The sequence below is a fragment of the Bordetella genomosp. 13 genome (assembly GCF_007679965.1).
In the GTDB taxonomy this organism is placed as follows: domain Bacteria; phylum Pseudomonadota; class Gammaproteobacteria; order Burkholderiales; family Burkholderiaceae_B; genus Bordetella.
In genome coordinates this window covers 417,180-438,957 of the sequence record NZ_VEHL01000004.1, presented here as the reverse complement: position 1 = coordinate 438,957, position 21,778 = coordinate 417,180, and the positions used below count along the sequence as shown (strand labels likewise).

Annotated in this window: 24 protein-coding genes; 5 read left to right on the top strand and 19 right to left on the bottom strand. The window is 68.3% G+C overall.

Annotated elements, in window-relative coordinates; translation table 11 throughout:
- Positions 1-32: 32 nt before the first annotated feature.
- The 12 genes from FS845_RS13245 to FS845_RS13190 all read right to left on the bottom strand — a co-directional run bounded on the left by FS845_RS13245 (position 33) and on the right by FS845_RS13190 (position 12,149).
- Positions 33-1,382 (bottom strand): amidase, encoded by a 1,350-nt coding sequence (locus tag FS845_RS13245; RefSeq protein WP_144635702.1) that lies wholly within the window; start codon positions 1,380-1,382, stop codon positions 33-35.
- A gap of 62 nt (positions 1,383-1,444) precedes the next feature.
- Positions 1,445-2,131 carry a DUF2848 domain-containing protein gene (locus FS845_RS13240; RefSeq protein WP_144635700.1) on the bottom strand — a complete coding sequence of 229 codons (687 nt, stop codon included), beginning with the start codon at positions 2,129-2,131 and terminating at the stop codon, positions 1,445-1,447.
- Positions 2,132-2,198: 67 nt separating this feature from the next.
- Complete coding sequence (locus FS845_RS13235) at positions 2,199-3,482, bottom strand: TRAP transporter large permease (RefSeq protein WP_144635696.1); 1,284 nt, start codon at positions 3,480-3,482, stop codon at positions 2,199-2,201.
- A complete protein-coding gene (locus FS845_RS13230; protein ID WP_144635693.1) occupies positions 3,479-4,099 on the bottom strand; it encodes a TRAP transporter small permease subunit in 621 nt (206 codons plus the stop codon). Before FS845_RS13230 ends, FS845_RS13235 begins: the two co-directional genes overlap by 4 nt.
- 110 nt (positions 4,100-4,209) lie before the next feature.
- Positions 4,210-5,256, bottom strand: a complete 1,047-nt coding sequence (locus FS845_RS13225; RefSeq protein ID WP_144635690.1) for a TRAP transporter substrate-binding protein — start codon at positions 5,254-5,256, stop codon at positions 4,210-4,212.
- 391 nt (positions 5,257-5,647) lie between these two features.
- A complete protein-coding gene (locus FS845_RS13220) occupies positions 5,648-6,565 on the bottom strand; it encodes a LysR family transcriptional regulator (protein WP_144635687.1) in 918 nt (305 codons plus the stop codon).
- 55 nt (positions 6,566-6,620) lie between these two features.
- Positions 6,621-7,166 carry a helix-turn-helix domain-containing protein gene (locus tag FS845_RS13215; RefSeq protein ID WP_222129987.1) on the bottom strand — a complete coding sequence of 182 codons (546 nt, stop codon included), beginning with the start codon at positions 7,164-7,166 and terminating at the stop codon, positions 6,621-6,623.
- A 108-nt stretch (positions 7,167-7,274) separates the two neighbouring features.
- Positions 7,275-8,756, bottom strand: a complete 1,482-nt coding sequence (locus FS845_RS13210; RefSeq protein ID WP_144635680.1) for a PLP-dependent aminotransferase family protein — start codon at positions 8,754-8,756, stop codon at positions 7,275-7,277.
- Between the two features lie 210 nt (positions 8,757-8,966).
- On the bottom strand, positions 8,967-9,938 hold the full coding sequence (locus FS845_RS13205; RefSeq protein ID WP_144635677.1) for a tripartite tricarboxylate transporter substrate binding protein: 972 nt from the start codon (positions 9,936-9,938) through the stop codon (positions 8,967-8,969).
- A 47-nt stretch (positions 9,939-9,985) separates the two neighbouring features.
- Positions 9,986-10,498: a carboxymuconolactone decarboxylase family protein gene (locus tag FS845_RS13200; RefSeq protein ID WP_144635674.1), complete on the bottom strand. Its 513-nt coding sequence runs from the start codon at positions 10,496-10,498 to the stop codon at positions 9,986-9,988.
- Positions 10,499-10,529: 31 nt separating this feature from the next.
- Positions 10,530-11,345: an SDR family NAD(P)-dependent oxidoreductase gene (locus tag FS845_RS13195; protein ID WP_144635671.1), complete on the bottom strand. Its 816-nt coding sequence runs from the start codon at positions 11,343-11,345 to the stop codon at positions 10,530-10,532.
- A 9-nt stretch (positions 11,346-11,354) separates the two neighbouring features.
- Complete coding sequence (locus FS845_RS13190; protein WP_144635669.1) at positions 11,355-12,149, bottom strand: SDR family NAD(P)-dependent oxidoreductase; 795 nt, start codon at positions 12,147-12,149, stop codon at positions 11,355-11,357.
- Between the two features lie 92 nt (positions 12,150-12,241).
- Between FS845_RS13190 and FS845_RS13185 the strand changes: the two genes are divergently transcribed.
- Together FS845_RS13185 and FS845_RS13180 are read left to right on the top strand one after the other, a co-directional pair.
- Positions 12,242-13,141 carry a LysR family transcriptional regulator gene (locus FS845_RS13185; RefSeq protein WP_144635666.1) on the top strand — a complete coding sequence of 300 codons (900 nt, stop codon included), beginning with the start codon at positions 12,242-12,244 and terminating at the stop codon, positions 13,139-13,141.
- Between the two features lie 206 nt (positions 13,142-13,347).
- Positions 13,348-13,614, top strand: a complete 267-nt coding sequence (locus FS845_RS13180; RefSeq protein ID WP_186332274.1) for a hypothetical protein — start codon at positions 13,348-13,350, stop codon at positions 13,612-13,614.
- 87 nt (positions 13,615-13,701) lie between these two features.
- Here the strand turns inward: FS845_RS13180 and FS845_RS13175 are convergent, their stop codons facing one another.
- Positions 13,702-14,103: a hypothetical protein gene (locus tag FS845_RS13175; protein ID WP_144635663.1), complete on the bottom strand. Its 402-nt coding sequence runs from the start codon at positions 14,101-14,103 to the stop codon at positions 13,702-13,704.
- Positions 14,104-14,117: 14 nt separating this feature from the next.
- Entirely contained in the window at positions 14,118-14,597 is a 480-nt protein-coding gene (locus FS845_RS13170; protein WP_144635660.1) for a VOC family protein, read from the bottom strand.
- A gap of 227 nt (positions 14,598-14,824) precedes the next feature.
- On the opposite strand from FS845_RS13170, the gene FS845_RS13165 reads away from it, so the two are divergent.
- Genes FS845_RS13165 through FS845_RS13155 form a run of 3 tightly spaced genes read left to right on the top strand, consistent with a single transcriptional unit; the run spans position 14,825 to position 17,256 of the window.
- A complete protein-coding gene (locus tag FS845_RS13165; RefSeq protein ID WP_144635657.1) occupies positions 14,825-15,793 on the top strand; it encodes a Bug family tripartite tricarboxylate transporter substrate binding protein in 969 nt (322 codons plus the stop codon).
- A gap of 8 nt (positions 15,794-15,801) precedes the next feature.
- Positions 15,802-16,452: a glutathione S-transferase family protein gene (locus FS845_RS13160; RefSeq protein ID WP_144635654.1), complete on the top strand. Its 651-nt coding sequence runs from the start codon at positions 15,802-15,804 to the stop codon at positions 16,450-16,452.
- Between the two features lie 21 nt (positions 16,453-16,473).
- Positions 16,474-17,256, top strand: coding sequence for an aldolase (locus FS845_RS13155; RefSeq protein WP_144635651.1), 783 nt, complete (start codon positions 16,474-16,476; stop codon positions 17,254-17,256).
- Positions 17,257-17,310: 54 nt separating this feature from the next.
- Here the strand turns inward: FS845_RS13155 and FS845_RS13150 are convergent, their stop codons facing one another.
- The 5 genes from FS845_RS13150 to FS845_RS13130 form a co-directional block, all read right to left on the bottom strand.
- A complete protein-coding gene (locus FS845_RS13150; RefSeq protein WP_144635648.1) occupies positions 17,311-17,940 on the bottom strand; it encodes a 2-hydroxychromene-2-carboxylate isomerase in 630 nt (209 codons plus the stop codon).
- Positions 17,937-19,268 carry an MFS transporter gene (locus FS845_RS13145; RefSeq protein ID WP_144635644.1) on the bottom strand — a complete coding sequence of 444 codons (1,332 nt, stop codon included), beginning with the start codon at positions 19,266-19,268 and terminating at the stop codon, positions 17,937-17,939. Before FS845_RS13145 ends, FS845_RS13150 begins: the two co-directional genes overlap by 4 nt.
- 34 nt (positions 19,269-19,302) lie before the next feature.
- Positions 19,303-20,082 carry an aldolase gene (locus FS845_RS13140; RefSeq protein ID WP_144635640.1) on the bottom strand — a complete coding sequence of 260 codons (780 nt, stop codon included), beginning with the start codon at positions 20,080-20,082 and terminating at the stop codon, positions 19,303-19,305.
- 105 nt (positions 20,083-20,187) lie between these two features.
- Positions 20,188-21,087 carry a LysR family transcriptional regulator gene (locus FS845_RS13135; RefSeq protein WP_144635637.1) on the bottom strand — a complete coding sequence of 300 codons (900 nt, stop codon included), beginning with the start codon at positions 21,085-21,087 and terminating at the stop codon, positions 20,188-20,190.
- A 10-nt stretch (positions 21,088-21,097) separates the two neighbouring features.
- Positions 21,098-21,736 carry an FMN-binding negative transcriptional regulator gene (locus FS845_RS13130; protein WP_144635634.1) on the bottom strand — a complete coding sequence of 213 codons (639 nt, stop codon included), beginning with the start codon at positions 21,734-21,736 and terminating at the stop codon, positions 21,098-21,100.
- Positions 21,737-21,778 lie beyond the last annotated feature (42 nt).

Sequence of the window (21,778 nt, the reverse complement as noted above, 5' to 3'; positions counted from 1 at the left end):
GCGCGGGCGTACGAACGCTCGCGCAGCACGGCTCAGTGCGTGGCCAGCAGGTCTTCCACGGCCATGCCGATGGACAGGATGCGGCGGTCGGCGCCGTTGGCGCCCGCGATCATCAGCCCGACGGGCGCGCTGCCCGCTTCGTGGCACGGCACCGACAAGGCGCAGCCGTCCAGGAAGTTGATCAGCGTGGGATTGCGCAGGATCAGCAGGTTGGTGCTGCCGTACAGCGCATCGGACTCGACCAGCGCGGATACCGCGGGCGCCACCACCGGCACGGTGGGCAGCACCAGCGCGTCGTAGCCGGCGATGCGGCGCTGCACCGACGCGATCCAGGCCTGGCGCGCGGCCATCAGCTCGATCCAGTCGGCGGCGGTGATGTCCTGGCCGCGGCGGATGCGCGACACCACGCGCGGGTCATACTGGTCGGCCGAGCGGCCGATCAGGTCGCGATGCCAGGCCCAGGCCTCGGCAGCGGTAAAGCCGCCCTTGGCGTTGATCTGCCCCAGTTGGGCGAACTCGGAGATCTCGACGTGGTCGATCTGCGCGCCCGCCTCCGACAGCTTGGTCAGCGTGGCGGCAAAGGAGGCGGCCACGTGGTCGTCCATGCCTTCCAGGGCCAGCGTGGTGGGCACGGCCAGCCGCAGGCCGCGCAGTGCGGCCGGCTCGGGCAGCGGGCCGGCATCGCCCGACAGCACCGCGTCCATCGTCGCGCAGCAGCGGACAGTGGGCGCCAGGGGGCCGAGGGAATCCAGGTTGACCGACAGCGGCAGCACGCCGTCCATCGGCACGCGCTGCGCGCTGGGCTTGAAACCCGTCAGGCCGCACAGCGCCGCGGGAATGCGCACCGAGCCGCCCGTGTCCGAGCCGATGGCCGCGCTGGCCATGCCGTCGGTCACCGAGACCGCCGCGCCCGACGACGAGCCGCCCGGGATGCGGCCGGTGGCGCGGTCCCAGGGGTTGAGCGGCGTGCCGTAGTGCGGATTGATGCCCAGGCCCGAGTACGCGAACTCGGTCATGTTGGTACGGCCGACCAACACCGCGCCGGCGCCCAGCAGCCGCTGCACCACCACCGCGTGCGCGGCCGCCGGCGCGGCGTCGCGCAAGACGGCCGAGCCGGCCGGCGTCGCTTCGCCGGCTACGTCGAACAGGTCCTTGATCGACACCGGCAGGCCGTCGATCGGCGAGCGCGGCAGGCCAGCCTGGCGCATCAGGTCGGACGCGCGGGCGGCCGCGCGGGCCCGTTCCGCATACCGCTTGGTGAAGACGCGGGCGCCCTCGCCCGACGGGTCCGCGGCGCGCGCCAGCGCGGCCTCGGTCAGTTCCAGCGACGACGTACGGCCCTGCTGCAGGGCCTCGGCTTGTTCATGCAAAGAGGTGGACATGATGGACGGATGACGCCAGGCAAATGTGAAAAGAGAAACGGCCGCCTAAGCGGCCGCCGCGATCAGGCGATCTCGGGCAGGATCTCGACATCATAGCGATGGCGCAGCGTGCGGCCCAGGCGCGGGTCGTGCAGCTCCATGATGAACGTGGTGGACGGCCGGATGCCGCCGATCGCGCCCACCGTGCCGCAGGTCATGCCCGTGCCGTCCGGCAGCGCGCGGCCGCCCTGCGTGTAGCCTTCGATCAGTTCGATCGGCGTGCGCAGCGCCGACAGCGCGCCTTCCTGGTACAGCACTTCCGCGCCGTTCTCGACGATGTAGGCGCGCAGCACCAGCTCGTCCCAGTGGCCGGCCACGTCGGCATGCCGCCATGCCTGGCGCGCCACCGGCTTCACGCACAGCTGCTTGGACAGCGCCACGCTGTGCGCCTCCAGCTTGCGGTCGGTGTGGTCGGACGCGATGCTGACGTGCAGCTCGCCGTCCAGCATGAACACGAAGGGTTCGACCTCGCCCGACGACTCGCCGCCCACGGCCTGCACGCGCTCGTCCTGCGTCACCTGGTTGAAGGCCACGCGGTAGTACAGCGGCACGCTGCTGGGACGCGGCACGCCGATGGCGGCCAGCTCTTCGATGTGGTGCTCGATGGCGGCGCGGTCGCGCCCGGCCCAGCCGGCCACCACCAGGTTGCGGATGTCCACCTCGGCGGTGCGCGAGGCGCCGTTGCTCTCGATCTGGAATACGGTCTTCATGGAAATGAGGGTCCTACTACACAAGGGAATCTGAATGGCCGGCGCCAGGCGGCGCCGGCCGTGGGAATCAGCCGAATACCCGCGGCAGCCACAGCGCCAGGCCGGGGAACAGCGCCAGCAGCAGCAGCATCACGAACATGGCCAGCACGAACGGCAGGCTGCCGTTGATCACGGCGCTCATCGAGCCGCTCTTGCGCAGGCTCTGCACCACGAACAGGTTCAGGCCCACGGGCGGCGTGATCAGCGCGGCTTCCACCAGCACGATGATCAGGATGCCCAGCCAGATCGGGTCGTAGCCCAGGCCGATCATGATGGGCGCCACGATGGGGATGGTCGTGATCATCATGGACAGCGTCTCCATGAAGCAGCCCAGCACCAGGTAGAACACCACGATGATCAGCAGCATCCAGGCGGGCGACAGGCCCAGGCCGGTGATGGACTGCGTCAGCGCGTCCGTCAGGCCGGTGGCCGACATCACGAAGTTCAGGAAGCTGGCGGCGATCACGATCAGCATGATCATGGCCGTCGAGCGCATCGTGCCCTCCACCGCCTCGCGCAGCATGGTCAGCGTCAGGCGGCCGAAGCACGCGGCCAGAATCAGCGCGCCCAGCACGCCCAGCGCGGCGGCCTCGGTGGGCGTGGCCAGCCCGGCGTAGATGGAGCCCACCACCAGCAGGAAGATGCCCATCGGCGGCGCCAGGTGGATCAGGCTGGCCAGGCGCTCGCCCCACGAGGCGCGGATCTTCTGGCCCCCCCAGGACGGACGCATCACGCATGCCACGATGACGGTCAGCATGAACAGCCCGGCCATCAGGAAGCCCGGAATGATGCCGGCCAGGTACAGCTTGGGCACCGACGAGTTGGTCAGCACGCCGTAGATCACCAGGTTGATCGAGGGCGGGATCAGGATGCCCAGCGTGCCGCCGGCGGCCAGGCTGCCCAGGAACAGCGGCTCGTTGTAGCCGTACTTCTTGATCTGGGGAATGGACACCGTGCCCACCGTGGCGGCGGTCGCCACGCTGGAGCCCGAGGTGGCCGAGAACAGCGTGGAGGCGCCGATGTTGGCGTGCATCAGGCCGCCGGGCAGCCACGACAGCCACAGCGCCATCGCGCTGTACATGCGTTCGGCGAAGCCCGAGCGCAGCAGCACTTCGCCCAGCAGGATGAACAGCGGAATGGCGACCAGCAGGAACTCGTTGTTGGTGCTCCAGGACAGCTCGCCGATGGCGCGCGTCAGCGGCAGCATGGAGTACAGCGGATCCAGGATCAGGCCCAGCACCCCCAGGGCCGCGCCCACGGGAATCGAGATGCCGATCAGGACCAGCAGCAGTATCAACGCGGTGGCGATCATGCGGCGTCTCCCTTGACCATGCGCTCGCCGGCGGCGGCTTCTTCTTCGGCTTCTTCCTTGGTGGAACGCACGCCGCAGATGGCCTTGACCAGCTCGACGTCGCCCGTGACCAGCGCGGCGGAGGCGCGCACCAGCATCAGCGCCACCGTGATGCACATCCACGCCAGGCCCAGCAGCCACAGCGCCTGGGGAATCCACAGCGGCGTGGCCAACGGCGTGTTGGCCGCCGAGTTCTGCGTCCACGAGGCCTCGACCACGTCATACGCATAGCGGGTCAGGACCACCATGAACACGCCCAGCGCGACCAGCGCGATCCAGTCAACCAGCGCGGACAGGCGCACGGGCAGGTATTGGTAGACCACGTCCACGCGCACGTTGGCGCGCTGCAGCGTGGCAAAGGCCAGCGCCCACGAGGTGCTGATGGCGAAGGCGTAGCTGGACAGCTCGTCGGCGCCACCCGTGGTGAAGCCGAAGAACTTGCGCGACAGCACTTCGAAGGAGATCAGCAGCACGCTGGCCAGGGTGAGCGCGCCGCCCGCCCAGACCGCCACGCGCGAGCACGTCTCCGCGCGGCGCAGCAAGGCGCCCAGCGCTTGGAAATGTTCGGTACGAGTCATTGATGGAACCCTGTGGCCGGCATGGCGGCGCCGCATCGTGCGGGCGCCATGCCGGCGGTCATTGCATGGGGCCGGAGCGATCCGGCCGGTATTGCGCGGGCGGACCGCGCTTACTTCTTGGCGACCAGGCCGAGCTGCTTGCCGATGGTGGCGTTGAAGTCGGTCACGCACTGCGCCGAGCAGCGCGCGGCCCACTTCGGCAGCACCGATTCCTCGGTCACCTTCTTCAGCAGTTCGCGGTCGGCCGCGCTGGGCTGCACCAGCGTCATCTTGCCCTTGACGGGGAACGGGCATGCGGCGGCGCCGGTGTTGCAGTCATAGCCTTCCTGGGTCTGGCGCGCCGCGGCGTCCCAGATGTCCGACACCAGCTTGTTGACGTTCTCCTGCAGGAACGTGCGCACCTTCGGATCCAGCTTGTCCCAGGCCTTCTGGTTGACGGCGTGGATCTGCTGGTTCCAGTTGATGGGCAGCGCCACCAGGTGCGTCGACACCTCGTACCACTTGGCCGAATAGCCCGACAGCGAACCCGTGATGGCGCAGTCGACCACCTTGTTCTGCATGGCCGGCACCACTTCGCCGAACGCCATGGTCACGCTGGTGCCGCCCATCGCCTCGACGAACTCGGCCTGGGTGCGGCTGCTGGTGCGGACCTTCTTGCCCTTCAGGTCGCCCAGGTTGTTGATGGTCGCGTTGCAGAACAGCACCTGGGCCGGATAGGTCGAGATGCCCAGCAGCTTGACGTTGGCGCCGTCGCCATACGTCTTGGAGTAGACCGGCGCGAAGGCTTCCGTGACCTGGCGCGCGGTCTTGATGTCGGGCGCCAGGCCGGCCAGGTCGATGGCCTCGTTGATGGGATTGTCGCTGGCGAAGTAGGACAGCGTGGCGGTGCCGAACTCGACCACGCCCTGCGACATCAGGCGCAGCAGCTCGGGGCCCTTCAGGCCCATCTCGTTGAAGCCCTTGATCTGGGCCGTCACCTGGCCATTGGATTTTTCCGGGATGGTCTTGGTCCAGAACGGCACTTCGTAGTCCTGGTAGGCCGTCAGGTTGCTCAGGCCACCGACCACCTTCAGTTGGGTCTTGGGCAGGTCCTGCGCGTGGGCGGCACCGGACAGCGTGGCCGCGGCGAGCACGGCGTAGGCAAGCGACTTCATCATGGAGAATGCTCCTGGCAAGGGCGGGATTTCGTCGTGCGCCGGGCCCCGTCACCCTTGGCGGCACGCTTGGGAAACCGCCACGGGCAAGCGGGCACGCGCGGCCCGCGCCGCGCCAATCGCCCGATTCCCCGTGTGTGGTTATAAGTAAATCGTGATGCTGCGCATTGCACCGCGGCGCGGTCCGGAGCGTCCAATCGTTAGTTGGGATGAGGGGGTATAAATTTTTCTTAACCCTCTACCCAGACACGCCGCCGATCGCGGGGAAATCCAATGGTGGCGCGGCTTTGGGGGCAACCCGAAGCGCCGCGGAGCAGGCGCGCGGCCGGGACCGGCCGAGCCGGGGCAAGGGTAACTCCCTATCCTTTTTCCGTCGCGCAATGCCGACGCGGACTCAATCGGCGCCGTCTCGCGGGCGTGCGCCGTCGTGCTCCGCGGCAATGCGCTGGGCCAGCCGGGCAATGGCGCGCGCGGCATGGCTGTCCGGACCTTCGACCCAGGTGGCGGTGAAGGCGAGCTCCGGCAAGGGGTCGGCCTGCACCGACAGCAGACGCAGCTCGCCGCTGGCCAGTTCCTTTCCCAGGAACACGGGCGCGATCACGCTGGTGCCGATGCAGTCCATCGTCATGCGCACCACCATCGACAGGGAGGCGCTGCCATACATGCGCGGCGAGGCCACGCCGGCGCGCACCAGCATGTCCTGCACGGCCCGGTACGGCGTGCTGCTTGAGGGATAGGTGATCACCGGCAACTGGCCGACACGCGCCAAGCTCAGCGGCTCGGGCCCGAGGTCCAGCCGCGAGCTGGCGACCCAGGCCAGCGGATACGTGCACAGCGGCAGGTTCTCGACCCGCGCCTCGTTGACCGGCCCCATGAGGAAGGCCAGGTCGATCTGCCGCGCCAGCAACTGCGCGCGCAGCACGTGCGTGGTGTCCACTTCGATCTGCAGCACCAGCGCCGGGTAGGCGGCGTGCACGTGTTCGATCAGGGCAGGCAGCCAGGTCTGCACGATGGTCTCGGCCACGCCCATGCGCACCGTGCCGCTCATCACGTTCTGCTCGCGCGCCGCCTGCATCATGTCGCTGCGCATCTGCAGCATGCGTTCCGCGTGCGACACCAGTTCCTGGCCCTTGCCGGTGAGCGTGACGCCGCGCGCATCGCGCTCGAACAGCCGCACGCCCAGGTCGCTCTCCAGCGAGGCGATGCGCTGCGAAATCGCAGGCTGGGTCGTGTTGAGCTTCTCGGAAGCGGCACGGAAACTGCCCAGGCTGGCGACCCAGAAGAAGGTCTCGATGTGGCGCAGGTCTATCAATTGGCGCAGGTCCGGAAAAGTCGAGCCGGTATTTTAGGATGGCGATCCGCTGGCACTACAGGTCCAGCGGATCGCGGCTGCTCACCACGATCAGCGCGCGGCCCTCCTTGCGGCCCACGGAGGCCAGCTTGTGCGGCATCGTCGAATTGAACTGCACGCAATCGCCCTCTTCCAGCACTTCCTTGCGAGCGCCGATGGTCAGCTCCAGCTTGCCGGACAGCACGTACAGCAGTTCCTCGCCGTCGTGGTGGCTCAGCACACGCTTCTTCGTGCGGCCGCCATTGAACTGGCCGGGCCGGATGACGAAGGCGCGCATCAGGCGGTTGCCGTCGCCGCCGGCCACCAGCGACAGGTATTCGTTGGCCTCTTCGGGATCGGCATCCCTGGCGCGGAAGAACGAGGCCTCGGGCTGCTGCTCGGTCTTGCCGAACAGGCGGTCCACGTTCACGCCCAGGGCATGGGACAGCTTGAAGGCGGTCTCGATGGACGGCGTGGAGAGGCCGCGCTCGACCTTGGACAGGTAACTGCGGCTCAGGCCGCAGGCCTGGGCCAGTTGCTCCAGCGTCAGGCCCGCCTGGACACGCAGTAATTTCAGCTTCAATGCCACGAATGAACCTTTAACGAGATCTTTTCTTCCGATGGTGACGGGTCAGCCGGCCGCACCGCATGGCATCGCACCGCCCGTATCGCGAGCAAGCATAAACGGTCTTCATCCTGGCGTGCCCGCGTGGGCCAGGCCATGCACGGCCGCGGCCAGCTGGCGCACGCCGGTTTCGATGCGGACGGGGTCCAGGCTGGCGTAGCCGAGTATCAGCCCGGCATGCGGACGCCGGGCGCGCTGCGCCGCGTCCGCATACAGCGGCGTGATGGGCCGCACGCCCACGCCTTGCGCCCTCGCCCGCGCCACCAGGGCGTCTTCGTCGGCGTGCGCGATGTCCTTGAACCAGGCCACCACGTGCAGCCCGGACGCGGCGCCTTCCACCTCGACCCGATCGCCGGCATGGCGCTGCAAGGCTTGCAGCAGCGCCTCGCGCCGGGTCTCGTTCTCGCGCCGGCACCTGCGCACGTGGCGTTCGTACGAGCCGTCCTCGATCAGCGCGGCCAGCACGCGCTGGTCCACGCTGGGCGCGTGCCGGTCCATCAGCCGCTTGGCCTCGCGGAACACGCGCACCAGCGCCGGCGGCAGCACCAGGTAGCCCAGCCGCATCTGCGGCGACAGCGTCTTCGAGAACGTGCCCACATAGATGACGCGGCCCGCCTCGTCCACCGACTGCAGCGCGTCGACCGGCCGCAGGCCGTAGCGGAACTCGCCGTCGTAGTCGTCCTCGACGACCCACGCGTCCGCCCGCCGGGCCCAGTCCAGCAATTCCTGGCGGCGCCCGATGGGCATCACCCCGCCCAGGGGGAACTGGTGCGAGGGCGTCACGTACACCAGCCGGCCGCGCAGCCCGGACAGGGCCTGGGTGCGCAAGCCCTGCTCGTCCACCGGACAGCCGTGGATGCGCGCGCCCATCGCCTCGAACACCCGCCGCGCCGCTACGTAGCAGGGCTCCTCGATGACCATGTCGTCGTCCGGATCCAGCAGCACGCGCGCGCACAGGTCCAGCGCCTGCTGCGAGCCATGCACGATCACGATCTGCTGCGCCAGGCAGCGCATGCCGCGCGCCCGCAGCAGATAACCTTGCAGCGCCTCGCGCAGGGCCGGCTCGCCTTCGGGCGCTTCGTAGTACAGCCTGGGCTGGCGCTGCACGATGATGCGGTTGTAGGCGCGGCGCCAGGCCAGCGTGGGAAAGTCGTCGAAGGCGACGGCGCCGTACAGGAAGTCGATGGTGCGGCCCCAGTCGTGTTTTACCGGCGCGGAAATGCCGTCGAACCCGGCCACCCGCTTGCCGAACGCGGACAGCGCGACGGCCTGGGTCGGGGTCTGCATCGGAGCCTGCATCGCGGCATTGCGCGGCGGGCCGCCTGCACCCGGCAGCGCCACGCCCGCCGCCACGCGCGCCTTGGTGCCGGGTGAGGTCTCCAGGTATCCCTCGGCGGCCAACTGCTCGTAGACCGCGGTAACCGTGGTGCGCGACACGCCGAGTTCCTCGGCCAGCACCCGCGTGGACGGCAACCGTGCGCCTGCCGCCATCTCGCCCTGAACGATCTGGCCGCGCAAGGATTCGTAGATGGCCCGGCTTGCCCGCATGCGTGCTGGTCCAGCAACTGGACTTGTCGAAATGGCTTCAAATGGATGTTTTCATTGTGCCACGCGCGCCGCAGGGTGCCGGCGGGTCCATCTACAGGGAATCCCGCATCCCTGGACGCCTTCGCAAGGCCGGCTCCAAAAACGAATCCCGCCATCCCCCGGAACGCCAAGGGTGATGGCGGGTATGCCATGCCGGGCGAAGAGGCCGTCCTACTCCCGGATATACCCGATCGCCTTGGAAAACAGCGCGCGCTGCTGCTGCAGGTAGGTCCCATATTCCTTCGGCCCCAGCACGCTGATCTCGGCCCCGATCCCGCCCAGCGTCTTGCCCACCTCGTCGCCGTGCTCGGCCACCACCTTGCGCGCGGCCTGGTACAGCCTGTCGACCACCTGGGGCGGCGTGTTCCTGGGCGCCATCAGGCCGTAGATCGTGGGGCTGCCCACCTCGTAGCCCAGTTCGCGCAGCGTGGGCACCTCCGGGTACACGGCCAGGCGCTTGTCGCTGAACACGGCCAGCGCCCGCAGCGCGCCCGACTGGATGTGCGCCTGCGCCGGGCCGACCGCCGACACCGCGATGTCCGTATGGCCGCCCAGCAGGGCCGTCACCGCCGGCGTGCTGCCCTGGAACGGGATGTGGCGCAGCTGGACCTTCGCCTCGTGGGCGAAGGTCTCGCCCAGCAGGTGGCTGATGCCCATCGCGCCCGAGGTGCCGTAGGCGATGCCGTCCGGACGCGCCTTCGCGTCGGCCACCACGTCGGCCAGCGTCCTGTACCTGGATTTCGCGGGCGCGATGATCATCATGCCGCCCAGCGAGATCCCGGCCACGGGCGCGAAGGAATCGGTGGTGTACTTGATCTCCTTGTTGGCCAGCGGCACGACCACCAGCGAGCCGGGCGAGCTGCCGACGATGGTGTAGCCGTCCGGCGCCGCCCCCGCCGTGTAGGCCGCGCCGATGCCGCCGCCGGCGCCAGGCTTGTAGTTCATCACGATGGGTTGCCCCAGGTACTGCCCCATGCGCTCGGTGACGGGCCGCAGCATCTGGTCGGTGTCGCCCGGGGCGAATGGAATGACCAGCTGCACGGGTTTGTCGGGAAAGTCCTTCTGGGCCTGGACCGGGCCGGCGAGGGCCAGGCCCAGCGCCAGCGGTGCCAGGGCGATTCGCCATCCTTTGTAGCCTTGCATGTCCGTCTCCTTTGGTTTTTTGAACTACCGGCGTTCTGGCGAGCCGTTCATTCGTGGTCGACCTGGATGGCCTCCAGGAAGCGCGACACCATGTTGTAGGCCGCCACCGTGGCGGTGATCTCGACGATCTCCTGGTCGCTGAACGCGCCGCGCACCGCGGCGAAGGTCGCATCCTTCACGCGGATGCTGCGCGTCATCTCGTCGCAGTAGGCCAGCACCGCGCCCTCGCCCTTTTCCAGCGACGAGAAATCGCCCGACTTCACGCCCGCGACCTGCACCTCGGTGCAGCCGGCCTGCACCGCGATGGGCAGGTGCTGCTCGAACTCGTAGTCCGCCTCGTTCAGCACCGCCACGCGCAGGATGATCAGCTCGCGCAGCCTGGCCGGCAGGCTGCTCTTCTGCCGCACCGCCGTCAGATAGGCCAGCCAGCCCTCGGCGATGGCCGGGCTGTTCAGCAGCATGCGGTACAGGTTCGGCAGGCTGGAACGCTCTTTCTGGATGCGTTCCACCAGCGGCTGCGTATCGGGCTTCGTGATGTCGGCGTAGTCGATTCTTGCCATCTCGCTCTTGCTCCTTTGCGTGTTTCGTCGATCAATCGCAGCGGGCGCTCATGCCGCCGTCCACCACCAGTTCGGTGCCGGTGATGAAGCGCGCCTCGTCCGAGGCCAGGAACAGCACGGCATTCGCCGTGTCCCGGCCGTCGCCTTCCACCGGCAGCGGAATGCGCTTGCGGCGCCGCTGCAGCAGGGCCTCCACGTCGCCCGAGCTCTGCTGGCGGGCCAGGAAGGCATCCACCAGCGGCGTGTGCAACTGCCCCGGCAGCACCGTATTGATGCGCACGCCTTGCGCGGCCAGCTCCACGCCCGCCACGCGCCCGAACTGCATCACGCCCGCCTTCGCGGCGGCGTAACCCACCTGCGCGGCGCCCGTCCAACGGATAGCCGAGGTTGACGACACGTTCACCACCGCGCCGCCCCCCTGTGCCTGCATGATGGGCAGCACGTGCTGGCAGGTCGTGAAGACCGAGGTCAGGTTCAGGTCCAGCTGCTTCTGCCAGGCTTGCGGCGTCAACGCCGTGGGACCGCCCGGCGTGGGGCCGCCCACGTTGTTGACCAGGATGTCGATGCGGCCGTGCCGTCGATGCACGTCCTTTATCAACGCGGCCACTTGGTCGGCGTCAAGCACGTCGCAGATCCGCGTCTCGATGCGGGAGCGGCCGTCGCCCGCGCGTTCCAATGTCTCCGGCAAGGACTCCGGCTGGTTGTCGACGGCCACCACCGTGGCCCCTTCCTGCGCGAAGCGCACGGTGATGGCGCGGCCATTGCCCCAGCCCGGCCCGACGCAGCCCGCGCCGAACACCACCGCCACCTTGCCCGCCAGGCGTCCCGCATTGCCCGATGCCTGCATCGTGTCCCCCTAGCGCGTGGCCATCGTGATGCCGCCGTCCACCACGATCTGCTGCCCCGTGATGTAGCGGCTCTCGTCGCTGGCCAGGAAGGCCACCGCATGGGCCACGTCCCAGGCGTCGCCCATGCGGCCCGAGGGCACCTGCGCATGCCGATGCGCCACGAAGCCCTCGAAATCGCCCTTGGCGTACTTCTGCGCCAGGCGTTGCACCAGCGGCGTGAACATCAGCCCGGGCACCACCGAATTGAGGCGCACGCCGTCGGCGGCATAGATCACGGCGGTGGTGGCCGTCATCTGCATCAGGGCCGCCTTGGCCGCCGCGTAGCCCACCTGGGGTTTGCCCGCATACCGCAGCCCCGCGATGGAAGAAATGTTGATAATGGATCCCCCACCCTGTTCCTTCATGAGAGGAATGACGTGCTTGCAGCACAGGAAGGCGGACGTCAGGTTGACCTGGATCTGATCGTGCCAGGCTTCCTCCGTCATGCTGACCGGGTCGCCGGGCTCCGAGCGGCCGACGTTGTTGACCAGGATGTCGATGCGGCCATAGGTATCGATGCAGGCCTCGACCAGGCCGGCCACCTGCGCGCCATCGGTGACGTCGCAGGTCTGCACCTGGACGCGGCCGCCATCGGCGGCGATGGCCGCGGCCGATTGCCGGGCCGCCTCGATGTCCAGGTCGCATCCGTATATCGAGGCTCCCTGCCTGGCCAGCACCGCCGCGGCGGCCTTGCCGTTGCCCCACCCCTCACCCAGCGTTCCGCACCCCGTCACGAGCGCAACCTTTCCATCAAGGCGAAACATTCCAGCTCCAGAGATAGATCGTGATGTAGAGGCTAAGGCAGCGGGGCGCGAAGGGTAAGTTCCGATCCGGATGCGATTGATAGACAAAAAGAATGAATCTGACGACGAGACAATTACGCATCTTCGTGCTGCTGGCGGAGACGCTGAGCTTTCACCGCACGGCGGAGATGCTGCACATCACGCCGCCCACGCTGAGCAAGCTGCTGAAGGAGACCGAGGAAAGCCTGGGCATCAAGCTGTTCGAGCGCAGCACGCGGATGGTGCGGCTATCGCGCGAGGGGCAGGACATCCTGGAGACGGCGCGGCGCATCACCGCGCTGCATGCGAAGGGCATGCAGGAACTGGAGCAGCGCCTGCGGGACCGGAACAATCGCGTGGCGTTGGCGGCTCTGCCCACGCTGGCGGCGTCGGTGATTCCGCAGGTGATCCGGAACCTGACGAGCAGGAATCCGCGGATACGGGTGGAGGTGTTCGACCCGGTCGCCAACGAAGCGCTGGAGCTGCTGAGGGATCGGCGGGTCGACATCGCCGTGACGGCCAAGGGCGATGAGAACGCGACCGACCTGGTCTACCAGGAGCTGTTCACCGAGCCCTTCGTGCTGTTCCACAGCGAGCGGATGCGGCCGGGAATCACGCATTGGTCTCCCGCGGAACTGGCCGCCCTGCCGCTGATCAGCATGCCGCCCGGCACCAGCGTGCGCGTACTGACGGAGCGGGCCTTCCAGCGGGAATCGCAGCCCTTGAACCCGGTGTATTCGCTGCGGGACCTGAACACGATCACGCGCTTCGTGCAGAACGATTGCGGGATCGCGCTGTTGCCGGAGTCGTCCATCGACAGCGCGTCGCAGCATGGGGTCTGCAAGACGATGCTGCGCGGTGCGCTGACGCGATCGGTGGGGATGTACGTACGACGGGAGTTCCAGCCGTCGCGGCTGGTCCGGCAGGCATTGGATGAGTTGCGCAGGACAGGGAGATTGCGGCAGGCCCACTGATGAAACTGTGGCTGGCCGATTCAAATGAATTTGAGTTGCCCGCACACAAAAGCCAGCGCGGAGGGACTGGCGCAGGGCCTGCCGTATGCGACGATGAGTTACCGCTGGTAGGTTCGGCCGCTGGCGGCCTCGTATTGCGGGTAAGGTATGCGGTAGAGGCCATCATGCCCGGCACGCAGGCCCGTGCCGCCAGCGGGAACCAGAACATGACGAAGCACCTTCCGAAGCACCTTCGCTCGGCACTGCGGCCAGTCCTGGCCGCGGTTGCCTGCGCATCGATCAGCGCTTGCGCGGATAGTCGGCCGCGGCAAACCGGAATGGATTACCGAAGCCCTCCGGCGTCCACGACGCAAGGGGCGAACAATGGCGCCGGCCCGTCGGGCCAGCGCCTGACCATACAGTCCGGCGAGGGCGAACGGCTGAACCTTCCCTGGTTCGTCCGGGAAATACAGGACGGGGTCAACGGCAACTGAACCGGCCCGGCCGCTTCGCCAGTCGCGAGCAAAGGCTTCTTTCGTCCGAAAGCTGCCCGCGATACCCGCCTGGAGGTGGCGGGAGTATCACTCTTTCCGTGTCCGATTCACGAAGAACACCGCCATCGCCGTGGCTCCCATCCGCTGGATGACCACGTCGGCTTCCGTTCCCGCGTTGCCCGCTTCGTCCTTCACGCGCGCATCCGACGCGGCGCCAACGGCCTTTGCCACGCCCCAGAGCGTCGCCACGGCCACAAACCCCAATGGCGACGACAACGCGGTCAACACGCCCTCCGCATCCGACAGCAGGGGCCCAGTCGGCCATCGTCCCCACGTCAGCCCCAGCGCCACCACGCCCGCCTTGACCTGTGCCAGCACTACCTCGTAATCCTGGATGTTCTCGAGATAGAACGTCCGCCTCCCGGCAAGCAAGCCTTCCAGTTCGCCCTCGGCCATGCGGTTCATGAAGTAAGTCAGGCCACTGACCATGCCGGTCTCCCCGTTCAACCCCGCCGCGCCTTCTCGATGGCCGCGACGTCGATCTTCGTCATGGTCATCATCGCCTCGAAGGCCCGCTTGGCCGCCGCGCGGTCCGGATCGGTATACGCCTCGGTCAGCACCCGAGGCGTGATCTGCCAGGACAGGCCCCACTTGTCCTTGCACCACCCGCACGCGCTCTCATGGCCGCCGTTGCCGACGATGGCGTTCCACAGCCGATCGGTCTCTTCCTGGTCGTCCGTGGCCACCTGGAACGAGAACGCCTCGTTGTGCTTGAAGGCCGGGCCGCCGTTCAGGCCCAGGCATGGAATGCCCATCACCGTGAACTCGACCGTCAGGATCTCGCCTTCCTTGCTGGAAGGATTGTCGGCCGGGGAACGATGGACCGCGTTCACCGAGCTGTCGGGAAAGGTCCTGGCGTAGAAGGTCGCCGCCTCCAATGCGGTGCCGTCATACCACAGGCAAATGGTGTTCTTGCTGATCATGCCGGTCTCCCCTTCATGGTTGCAGGACTGCTGCTGGAAGAACCCACGCTGGCGCCGACCACGCGGCCGACGCCCGCCTATCGTACGGCGACATGATCCGTCCCGCCTATCGCCAGCGATGCCCCTCGCTTCAGGGTTTCCCCGCTTTGATGACACCAGGTGTTCTATAGGACACTTTGTGTCATAGAATGGCGATACACGCCGTTCACGCACCCAAGGGGAAGACCATGTTCAAGCATTCAGCGGCGGCACTCGGCCTGGCAACGGCGGCATTGATGGCGACCAGCGCGCAGGCCGCGTTTCCGGACAAGCCGATCCGGTTGATCGTGCCGTTCGGCGCGGGCGGCATCACGGACATCGTGGCGCGCCACGTCGGGCAGGCCTGGTCGCAGGCGCTGGGCGGCAACGTCATCGTGGAGAACCGGCCAGGCGCCGGCGGCGTGATCGCCGCGCAGGCCGGCGCCAGCGCCGCGCCCGACGGCTACACCGTCTTCATGGGCACCGTCGGCACCCAGGTGGTCAATCCGCTGATCATGCCCAAGCTCGGCTACGACCCGCAGCGCGCCTTCCGCCCTGTCGGCCTGGTGTCGGCGGCGCCCTACGTGCTGGCCGCGCGCGCCTCGCTGGGCATCCAGACCTATGCGCAACTGGTGGACTACGCGAAGGCCAACCCCGGCAAGCTGAATTTCGGCTCGGCCGGCAACGCCAGTTCGCCGCATCTGGGACTGGAACTGCTGAAGCTGCGCGAATCCCTGGACATCCTGCACATCCCGTTCAAGAGCGGCGGCGAGGCGGTGAACGCCGCCGTAGGCGGCCAGGTCGACCTGGTGATGGACGCGGTGCCGGTGGTGATGCCGCATGCGCAAAGCGGCAAGCTCAAGGCGCTGATGCTGGCGTCGGACACCGCCGTGCAGGGCGCCGAGCAGGTGCCCACCACGCAGCAACTGGGCAAGCCGGACCTGCGCATCGCCTCGTGGAGCGCCTTCTACGTGCCGGCCGGCACGCCCGACGACGTCGTGGCCAGGCTAAACGGCGCGTTGAAGCAGGCGTTGGCCTCCGAGGAACTGCGCGGCCGCGTCGCCGCCCAGGGCATCCAGTTGTACTCGGGCGACGTGGCCGAGCACGACGCCTTCCTGGCCGGCGAACGCACGCGCTGGGTCGAGATCGTCAAGCGCGCCAACATCACCTTGAACTGAGCCACACCGTGACCACAGACACCCCGCATCCCCTGAAAGGCCAGGACCTGCTGCTGGTCGACACGCTGCGCTCGGGCAACGCCTGGAAGATCCGCCTGGCCTGCGGCTGGATGGGCCTGGACGTACGCCGCCGCTCGCTGGACATCCTGCAGGGCGACCTGGAACGGCCCGAGTTCCGCCGGATCAATCCGTTCGGCCAGGTGCCCGTGCTGCAACTGCCCGACGGCACGTGGCTGGCCGAGTCCATCGCGATACTCTGGTATCTGGGACGCGGCACGCCCTGGCTGCCCGAGGACGCGGCCGGGCAGGCGCGCGTCGTCTCGTGGCTCAGCTTCGAACAGACGCAGCATATGCACGCCTATGCCCAGCCGCGCCTGCTGGTGCACCTGCGCCGCAGCGCGCGGGTGGACGACCCCGCCATCGCGGCGTGGCGCGAGATCGGCTACCGCGCGGCCGCCATCATGGAGGCCCACCTGGCCACGCAACCCTATTTCGCCGGGGACGCGCCCACCATCGCCGACGTCGCGCTGTATCCGTACACGGCGATGGCGGCGCTGGGCGGCTACGACCTCGGCGGCCACGCCGCTTTGCAGCAATGGCTGGCCCGCATGCGGCGCCTGCCGGGCTACGTGCCATTGCTGGACGGCGAACCCGATTAATCTACGTCCAGGAGACGACACATGACCGACACGATGACCCTGTCCAAGGACCAGCTGGTGCAGCAGGCCCAGCGGGATATGGAAAAAAAGCTGGCCGGCGGCGACTGGTCGCTGCGCGAGAAGCTCGCGCTGACCTGCCGCATCCTGTACGACGGCGGCCACGACTCCGGCCTGGCCGGCCAGATCACCGCGCGCACCGGCGAACCGGGCACGTTCTACACGCAGCAGCTGGGCCTGGGATTCGACGAGATCACCGCGTCCAACCTGCTGAAGGTGGACGAGCACCTGAACGTGCTGGAAGGCGAACGCATGGCCAACCCGGCCAACCGCTTCCATTCGTGGATCTACCGCGCGCGGCCCGACGTGCAGTGCATCATCCACACGCATCCGCTGCACGCGGCCGCGCTGTCCATGCTGGAGGTGCCGCTGGAAGTCAGCCACATGGACAACTGCGTCCTGTACGGCGACGTGGCCTTCCTGAAGGACTGGCCCGGCGTGCCCGTGGGCAACGAGGAAGGCGAGATCATCAGCGCGGCGCTGCAGGACAAGCGCGCGATCCTGCTCACGCACCACGGCATGCTGGTGGCCACCGAGAGCGTCGAAATGTCCTGCCAGCTGGCGCTGCAGTTCGAGCGCGCCGCGCGCATGCAATTGCTGGCCATGGGGGCCGGCACCATCCGTCCCATTCCGCCGGAACTGGGCAAGGAAGCGCACGACTGGATCCTGACGCCCAAGCGCAGCGAGGTGGGGTTCGCATACAACGCGCGCAAGGCGCTGCGCAATCACCCGGACGTGCTGAACTGACCGGCGGGCCGGCGTTCCCACGGGAACGCCGGCGCTGCGCAGTGCCACCCGCGTTCAGCCCGGTCCCGGGCGGACCGGACGCCGCGACGCCACGATGGCCTCTTCCAGCATCTCCAGCCGGTCCTGCCCCCAGAACAGCTCGCCCTCGTACACGTACGACGGCGAGCCGAACACGCCGCGCGCCACCGCCTGGTCGGTGTTGCGCCGGTACTCGGCCTCGACGCCCGGCTCGTCCGCATGCGCCATCAGCGCGCCCGCGTCCAGCCCCTCCTCCACCAGGATGGCGGCCAGGGTCTGCGGATCCGAGATGTCCCGCTCGTCGCACCATTGGGCCTTCAGCACGGCCTTGTGCAGCCCGTGCGCGTCCAGTCCGCGCGCCAGCGCCGCGATGGCAATGCGCGAGGCCTGGTCCGCATTGGGACACATGTAGGCCGGCCGCGGATTGACGTGGATGCCCAGCTTGCGGCACCAGCGCGCCAGCTCCGTCACGCGATAGGCCTGCCGCTCGGGCGCGCGCCGGCCCAGCAGCACGCCTCCCGTGCGCGCATACACGGCGGGCAGGTCCACGGGCAGGTAGCGGATCGGCACGCCGTGGTGCCGCGACAGCGCCAGCAGCCGGTCCGCGCCCAGGTAGGCCCAGTCGGAGTTCATCCAGAAGTAGTACTCGATGGCGCGCGCGCTCACGAGCCGCTCCGTTGCACGGCAGCGGCGGCAGGCAGCGCGAAGCGCGACGGCCCGTGCATGAAGCAGGCGCTGACAATGGCGATGACGCCCAGCGTGCCGAGATACCAGACGATGTAGCGCGGGCTGCCGTTGCCGTAGGCCAGCAGCGAGGTGGCCACGATGGGCGCGAGTCCGCCGCCGATGGCGCCGGACACCTGCACCGCGATGGAAATGCCGCTGTAGCGTACTTCCGGCGGGAACTGCGCCGAGAACAGGCCGCCTTCCGGACCGTACAGCGCGGCGTAGACCACGCCGATGGCGATGGCCACGGCCAGCGTGATGGTGCCCGGATCCAGCGTCTGCAGCATCGAGAAGAACGTGGACGCATACACCACGATGCCCAGCGAGCCCGCCATGAACACCCACTTGAAGCCGATGCGGTCGCCCAGCACCCCGCACAGCGGCATGATGAACAGCGCCACCAGCGCGCCCCATACGGTGGCGTCCAGCATCACCTTCCGGTCTATGCCCAGCGTGCCCGTGGCATAGGCCAGCGCGAAGGTCACCACGGTGTAGAACCACGTCACCTCGGCCAGCCGGCCGCCGACCACGGCCAGCACTTCGCGGGGATAGCGGCGCAGCACCGTCATCGCGGGAATCTCGACCTTCTCGCCTTGCGTCTGCATGTGCTCGAAGTCGGGCGACTCGGCCACCTTGACGCGGATGAACCAGCCCACCAGCAACAGCAGGACGCTGGCGATGAACGGAATGCGCCAGCCCCAGGACAGCATGTCCTGCTCGGGCAAGGCCGCCACGGCGCCCATGGCCAGCGACGACAGAATCAGCCCGGGGGCCACGCCCGTCTGCGGCAGGCTGCCGAAGAAGCCCTTCTTGCCCTCGGGCGCATGCTCGACGGCCATCAGCACGGCCCCGCCCCACTCGCCGCCCACCGCCACGCCCTGCAACAGGCGCATCAGCACCAGCAGCACCGCCGCCCAGTAGCCGATGCTGTCGTACGAAGGGATCAGCCCGATCAGGATGGTGGGTATGCCCATCAGGAACAGCGTGATCAGCAGCATGGACTTGCGGCCCACGCGGTCGCCGAAGTGGCCGAAGATGATGCCGCCCAGCGGCCGCGCGAAAAAGCCCACGGAATAGGTGGCGAAGGCCGCCAGCGTGCCCGTCAGCGGATCGAAGGCCGGGAAGAAAATCTTGTTGAAGATCAGCGCGGCGGCCGTGCCGTACAGGAAGAAGTCGTACCACTCGATAGTGGTGCCCATCATGCTGGCCAGGCCGGCCGTGACGTATTGCTTGCGCGAGCGGACGCCCGCATTCGATGCGTGTGTCATGGTGTTCCCCTTGTGGTTGTCGTCGCGACGCGGGCTATGCGATGCGCAGCGGCTCGATGCCGTGCGTCTGGCGCGCCCAGTAATTGAAGGTGGCCTTCACGATGGACGGCTTGAGCAGGTAGTCGTGCGCCTCGGCGGCCAGGGCGTCGTCCACCGGCGTCAGCGGGCCGAAGGCCTGGGCGCGGATCTGCATGCGCGCGGCGCGCTCCAGGTACACCGACAGGTACGTCGCTTCTTCGCAGCTACTGCCGGCGGTCAGGTAGCCGTGGTGGGCCAGGATGATGGCGCGCTTCCGGCCCAGGGCGCCCGAGATGATGACGCCCTCCTGGTCGGCGATGGGCACGCCGGGCCAGTCGCCCAGGAAAGCGCAGTCGTTATGCAGCGGCGTCATGTCCATCTGCGAGATCACCAGCGGCTGGCGCGCGGCGGCCAGCGCCGAGGCCCACGGCGAATGGGTATGGATGATGGAATCGACATCGGGCCGCGCGTCGTACACCCACAGGTGGAAACGCGTGGCGGGATTGGCCATGCCCTCGCCGGTCAGCGTGTTCAGGTCGCGGTCGACCTCGATGAAGTCCTCGGGCGTGGCCTCATCGAAGCCCAGGCCGAAGCGCAGGGTCCAGTACGCGCCGGGGCGCTGCGAACGCACGCTGATCTGGCCCGCCAGGCCGGCCTCCTGTTCCGTCATGGCCAGGATGCGACAGGCGTAGGCCATGGTTTCCTGCGTGCTGCGCTCGACGATGCGCAGGTGCCTGGCCATGTCCTGCGTGGCGCGTTGGTCGAAGTAGGATTTCTCTCGTAGCGGTTCGTTCATGGGGTCTCCGGAATGCGGGGCAGGCGCGCCGCGCGGACAGCGCGGCGCACCGGAGCATTCTGTAGACGGAACGACCGATAGGCCATGAACCTGCGTTCATAGCAGCTATTCCATATCGTTGGCGCGCAGGGCCTGCGCGACCTGCCGCGCGCAGCGCATCAGGTCGGCGATCAGCGGTTTCACGGGCTTGCCGGCCGGCGTGATCAGCACCACGCGGCGGCGCAGGGCCGGACTGCGCACGGGCAGCCTGCGCAGCGCGTGCTGCGCCAGCAGGCGTTCCGGAATGCGGGCGGGCAGGATACAGTCGCCCACGCCCGACGCCACCAGCTCCAGCACCGCGTCGATGGTCTCCGCTTCCGCGACGAACACCGGCGACAGCCCGCTGCTGTGGATCATCCGGCGCAGCGCATAGTGCGGCGGAAAGCCCACCAGCCGCAGGTCCATGCCCCGCAGGTCCTGCGGCCCTTGCAGCGGGCTGGCCTCGCGCACGATCAGCGCCATCTGGTCGTCGAACAGCGGATGCGCGTCCAGGTCGCCCGAGTCCACCGCGGCGTCGTAGACCAGGCCCAGATCGGCCTTGCCGCTTTCCACCAGCGCGACCACCTCGGGCGAACTTCGGCCCAGCAAGGACAGGTTGATGTGCGGATGCAGGCCGACGAAGCGCGCCAGCACGTCGGCCGTGTAGTAGTAGCTCAGCGTATGCACGGCGGCCAGGCGCACGGGACCATGCGCGACGTCGTGCCGCTGGCAGGCTTCCAGCGCCTGGTCGATGGCCCGGTACGCGGGCAAGGCGGATTCGTACAGGCGCGTGCCGGCGGGCGTCAGCTCGAGCCCGCGGCCCGTGCGCGTGAACAGCACCTGTCCCAATTGCGACTCCAGCAGGGCCAGTTGCTTGCTGAGGCCGGACTGGGTGTGATCGAGCGCGTCGGCGGCCTTGGACAACGAGCCGAGTTCGGCGATGCGCAGGAAGTACCGCAGCTGCCGATCCAGTGTCTGAGTGCCCATGCCTGTCGTCCTATTCGGCCTTCCGCGCCGCGCAGGCCAGCATCGCCCCGCCGACGTCCGTGCCGCCCCGCGCCATCACCGCGTTGGCCGCGGACTGCAGGTCGCGCAGCGCCTTGTTCTGGCTGAGCTTGCACTTGCCCACCAGCTGCGTCACGTCGATCCGGATGCCGACGATGGCGCGCAGCATGGCGTCGATGTATTCCGGCGCGCTGTCGGTCATCCTCCACGGCCTGGGCTGCGACGCCTCGTGGATGCGCGTCAGGCGGGCCACGACACCGCGCACGTAGCGCTCGTCGTCATGGATCGTGACGCGGCCGTGCGCGTGCACCACGCGGTAGTTCCAGGTGGGCACCTGCCTGTGTTCCTCGTGTTTGCTGGGATACCAGTTGGGCGAGATGTAGGCGTCGCCCGCGCGGAACACGGCCAGCACCTCGTCGCCATCGGCCACGTCCTGCCAGACGGGGTTGTTGCGCGCCACGTGCGCATGCAGCGTGGCCTGGCCCGAGTCGGCCACGTCCAGCAGGAACGGCACGTGGTTGGCGTCCAGCCCCCCCGCGCCATGCGTGACCAGCATGCCCAGCGGATACGCGCGGATCAGCGCGTGCAAGGCCTGCGCGTCTGAGACGGAAAAATGCTGAGGTACGTACATTGCCTGGATTCCTGAAGATTGCCGCCGCGCCCGGGCCGGGTC

Coding starts and splice junctions, on each gene's coding strand:
- FS845_RS13240 (WP_144635700.1), bottom strand. CDS start 2,131: ATGAAGACCGTATTCCAGATCGAGAGCAACGGCGCCTCGCGCACCGCC.
- FS845_RS13180 (WP_186332274.1), top strand. CDS start 13,348: ATGACGAAGCACCTTCCGAAGCACCTTCGCTCGGCACTGCGGCCAGTC.
- FS845_RS13135 (WP_144635637.1), bottom strand. CDS start 21,087: ATGGGCACTCAGACACTGGATCGGCAGCTGCGGTACTTCCTGCGCATC.
- FS845_RS13155 (WP_144635651.1), top strand. CDS start 16,474: ATGACCGACACGATGACCCTGTCCAAGGACCAGCTGGTGCAGCAGGCC.
- FS845_RS13210 (WP_144635680.1), bottom strand. CDS start 8,756: ATGCGGGCAAGCCGGGCCATCTACGAATCCTTGCGCGGCCAGATCGTT.
- FS845_RS13145 (WP_144635644.1), bottom strand. CDS start 19,268: ATGACACACGCATCGAATGCGGGCGTCCGCTCGCGCAAGCAATACGTC.
- FS845_RS13175 (WP_144635663.1), bottom strand. CDS start 14,103: ATGGTCAGTGGCCTGACTTACTTCATGAACCGCATGGCCGAGGGCGAA.
- FS845_RS13190 (WP_144635669.1), bottom strand. CDS start 12,149: ATGTTTCGCCTTGATGGAAAGGTTGCGCTCGTGACGGGGTGCGGAACG.
- FS845_RS13140 (WP_144635640.1), bottom strand. CDS start 20,082: ATGAACGAACCGCTACGAGAGAAATCCTACTTCGACCAACGCGCCACG.
- FS845_RS13205 (WP_144635677.1), bottom strand. CDS start 9,938: ATGCAAGGCTACAAAGGATGGCGAATCGCCCTGGCACCGCTGGCGCTG.
- FS845_RS13165 (WP_144635657.1), top strand. CDS start 14,825: ATGTTCAAGCATTCAGCGGCGGCACTCGGCCTGGCAACGGCGGCATTG.
- FS845_RS13195 (WP_144635671.1), bottom strand. CDS start 11,345: ATGCAGGCATCGGGCAATGCGGGACGCCTGGCGGGCAAGGTGGCGGTG.
- FS845_RS13200 (WP_144635674.1), bottom strand. CDS start 10,498: ATGGCAAGAATCGACTACGCCGACATCACGAAGCCCGATACGCAGCCG.
- FS845_RS13130 (WP_144635634.1), bottom strand. CDS start 21,736: ATGTACGTACCTCAGCATTTTTCCGTCTCAGACGCGCAGGCCTTGCAC.
- FS845_RS13230 (WP_144635693.1), bottom strand. CDS start 4,099: ATGACTCGTACCGAACATTTCCAAGCGCTGGGCGCCTTGCTGCGCCGC.
- FS845_RS13245 (WP_144635702.1), bottom strand. CDS start 1,382: ATGTCCACCTCTTTGCATGAACAAGCCGAGGCCCTGCAGCAGGGCCGT.
- FS845_RS13235 (WP_144635696.1), bottom strand. CDS start 3,482: ATGATCGCCACCGCGTTGATACTGCTGCTGGTCCTGATCGGCATCTCG.
- FS845_RS13225 (WP_144635690.1), bottom strand. CDS start 5,256: ATGATGAAGTCGCTTGCCTACGCCGTGCTCGCCGCGGCCACGCTGTCC.
- FS845_RS13185 (WP_144635666.1), top strand. CDS start 12,242: ATGAATCTGACGACGAGACAATTACGCATCTTCGTGCTGCTGGCGGAG.
- FS845_RS13170 (WP_144635660.1), bottom strand. CDS start 14,597: ATGATCAGCAAGAACACCATTTGCCTGTGGTATGACGGCACCGCATTG.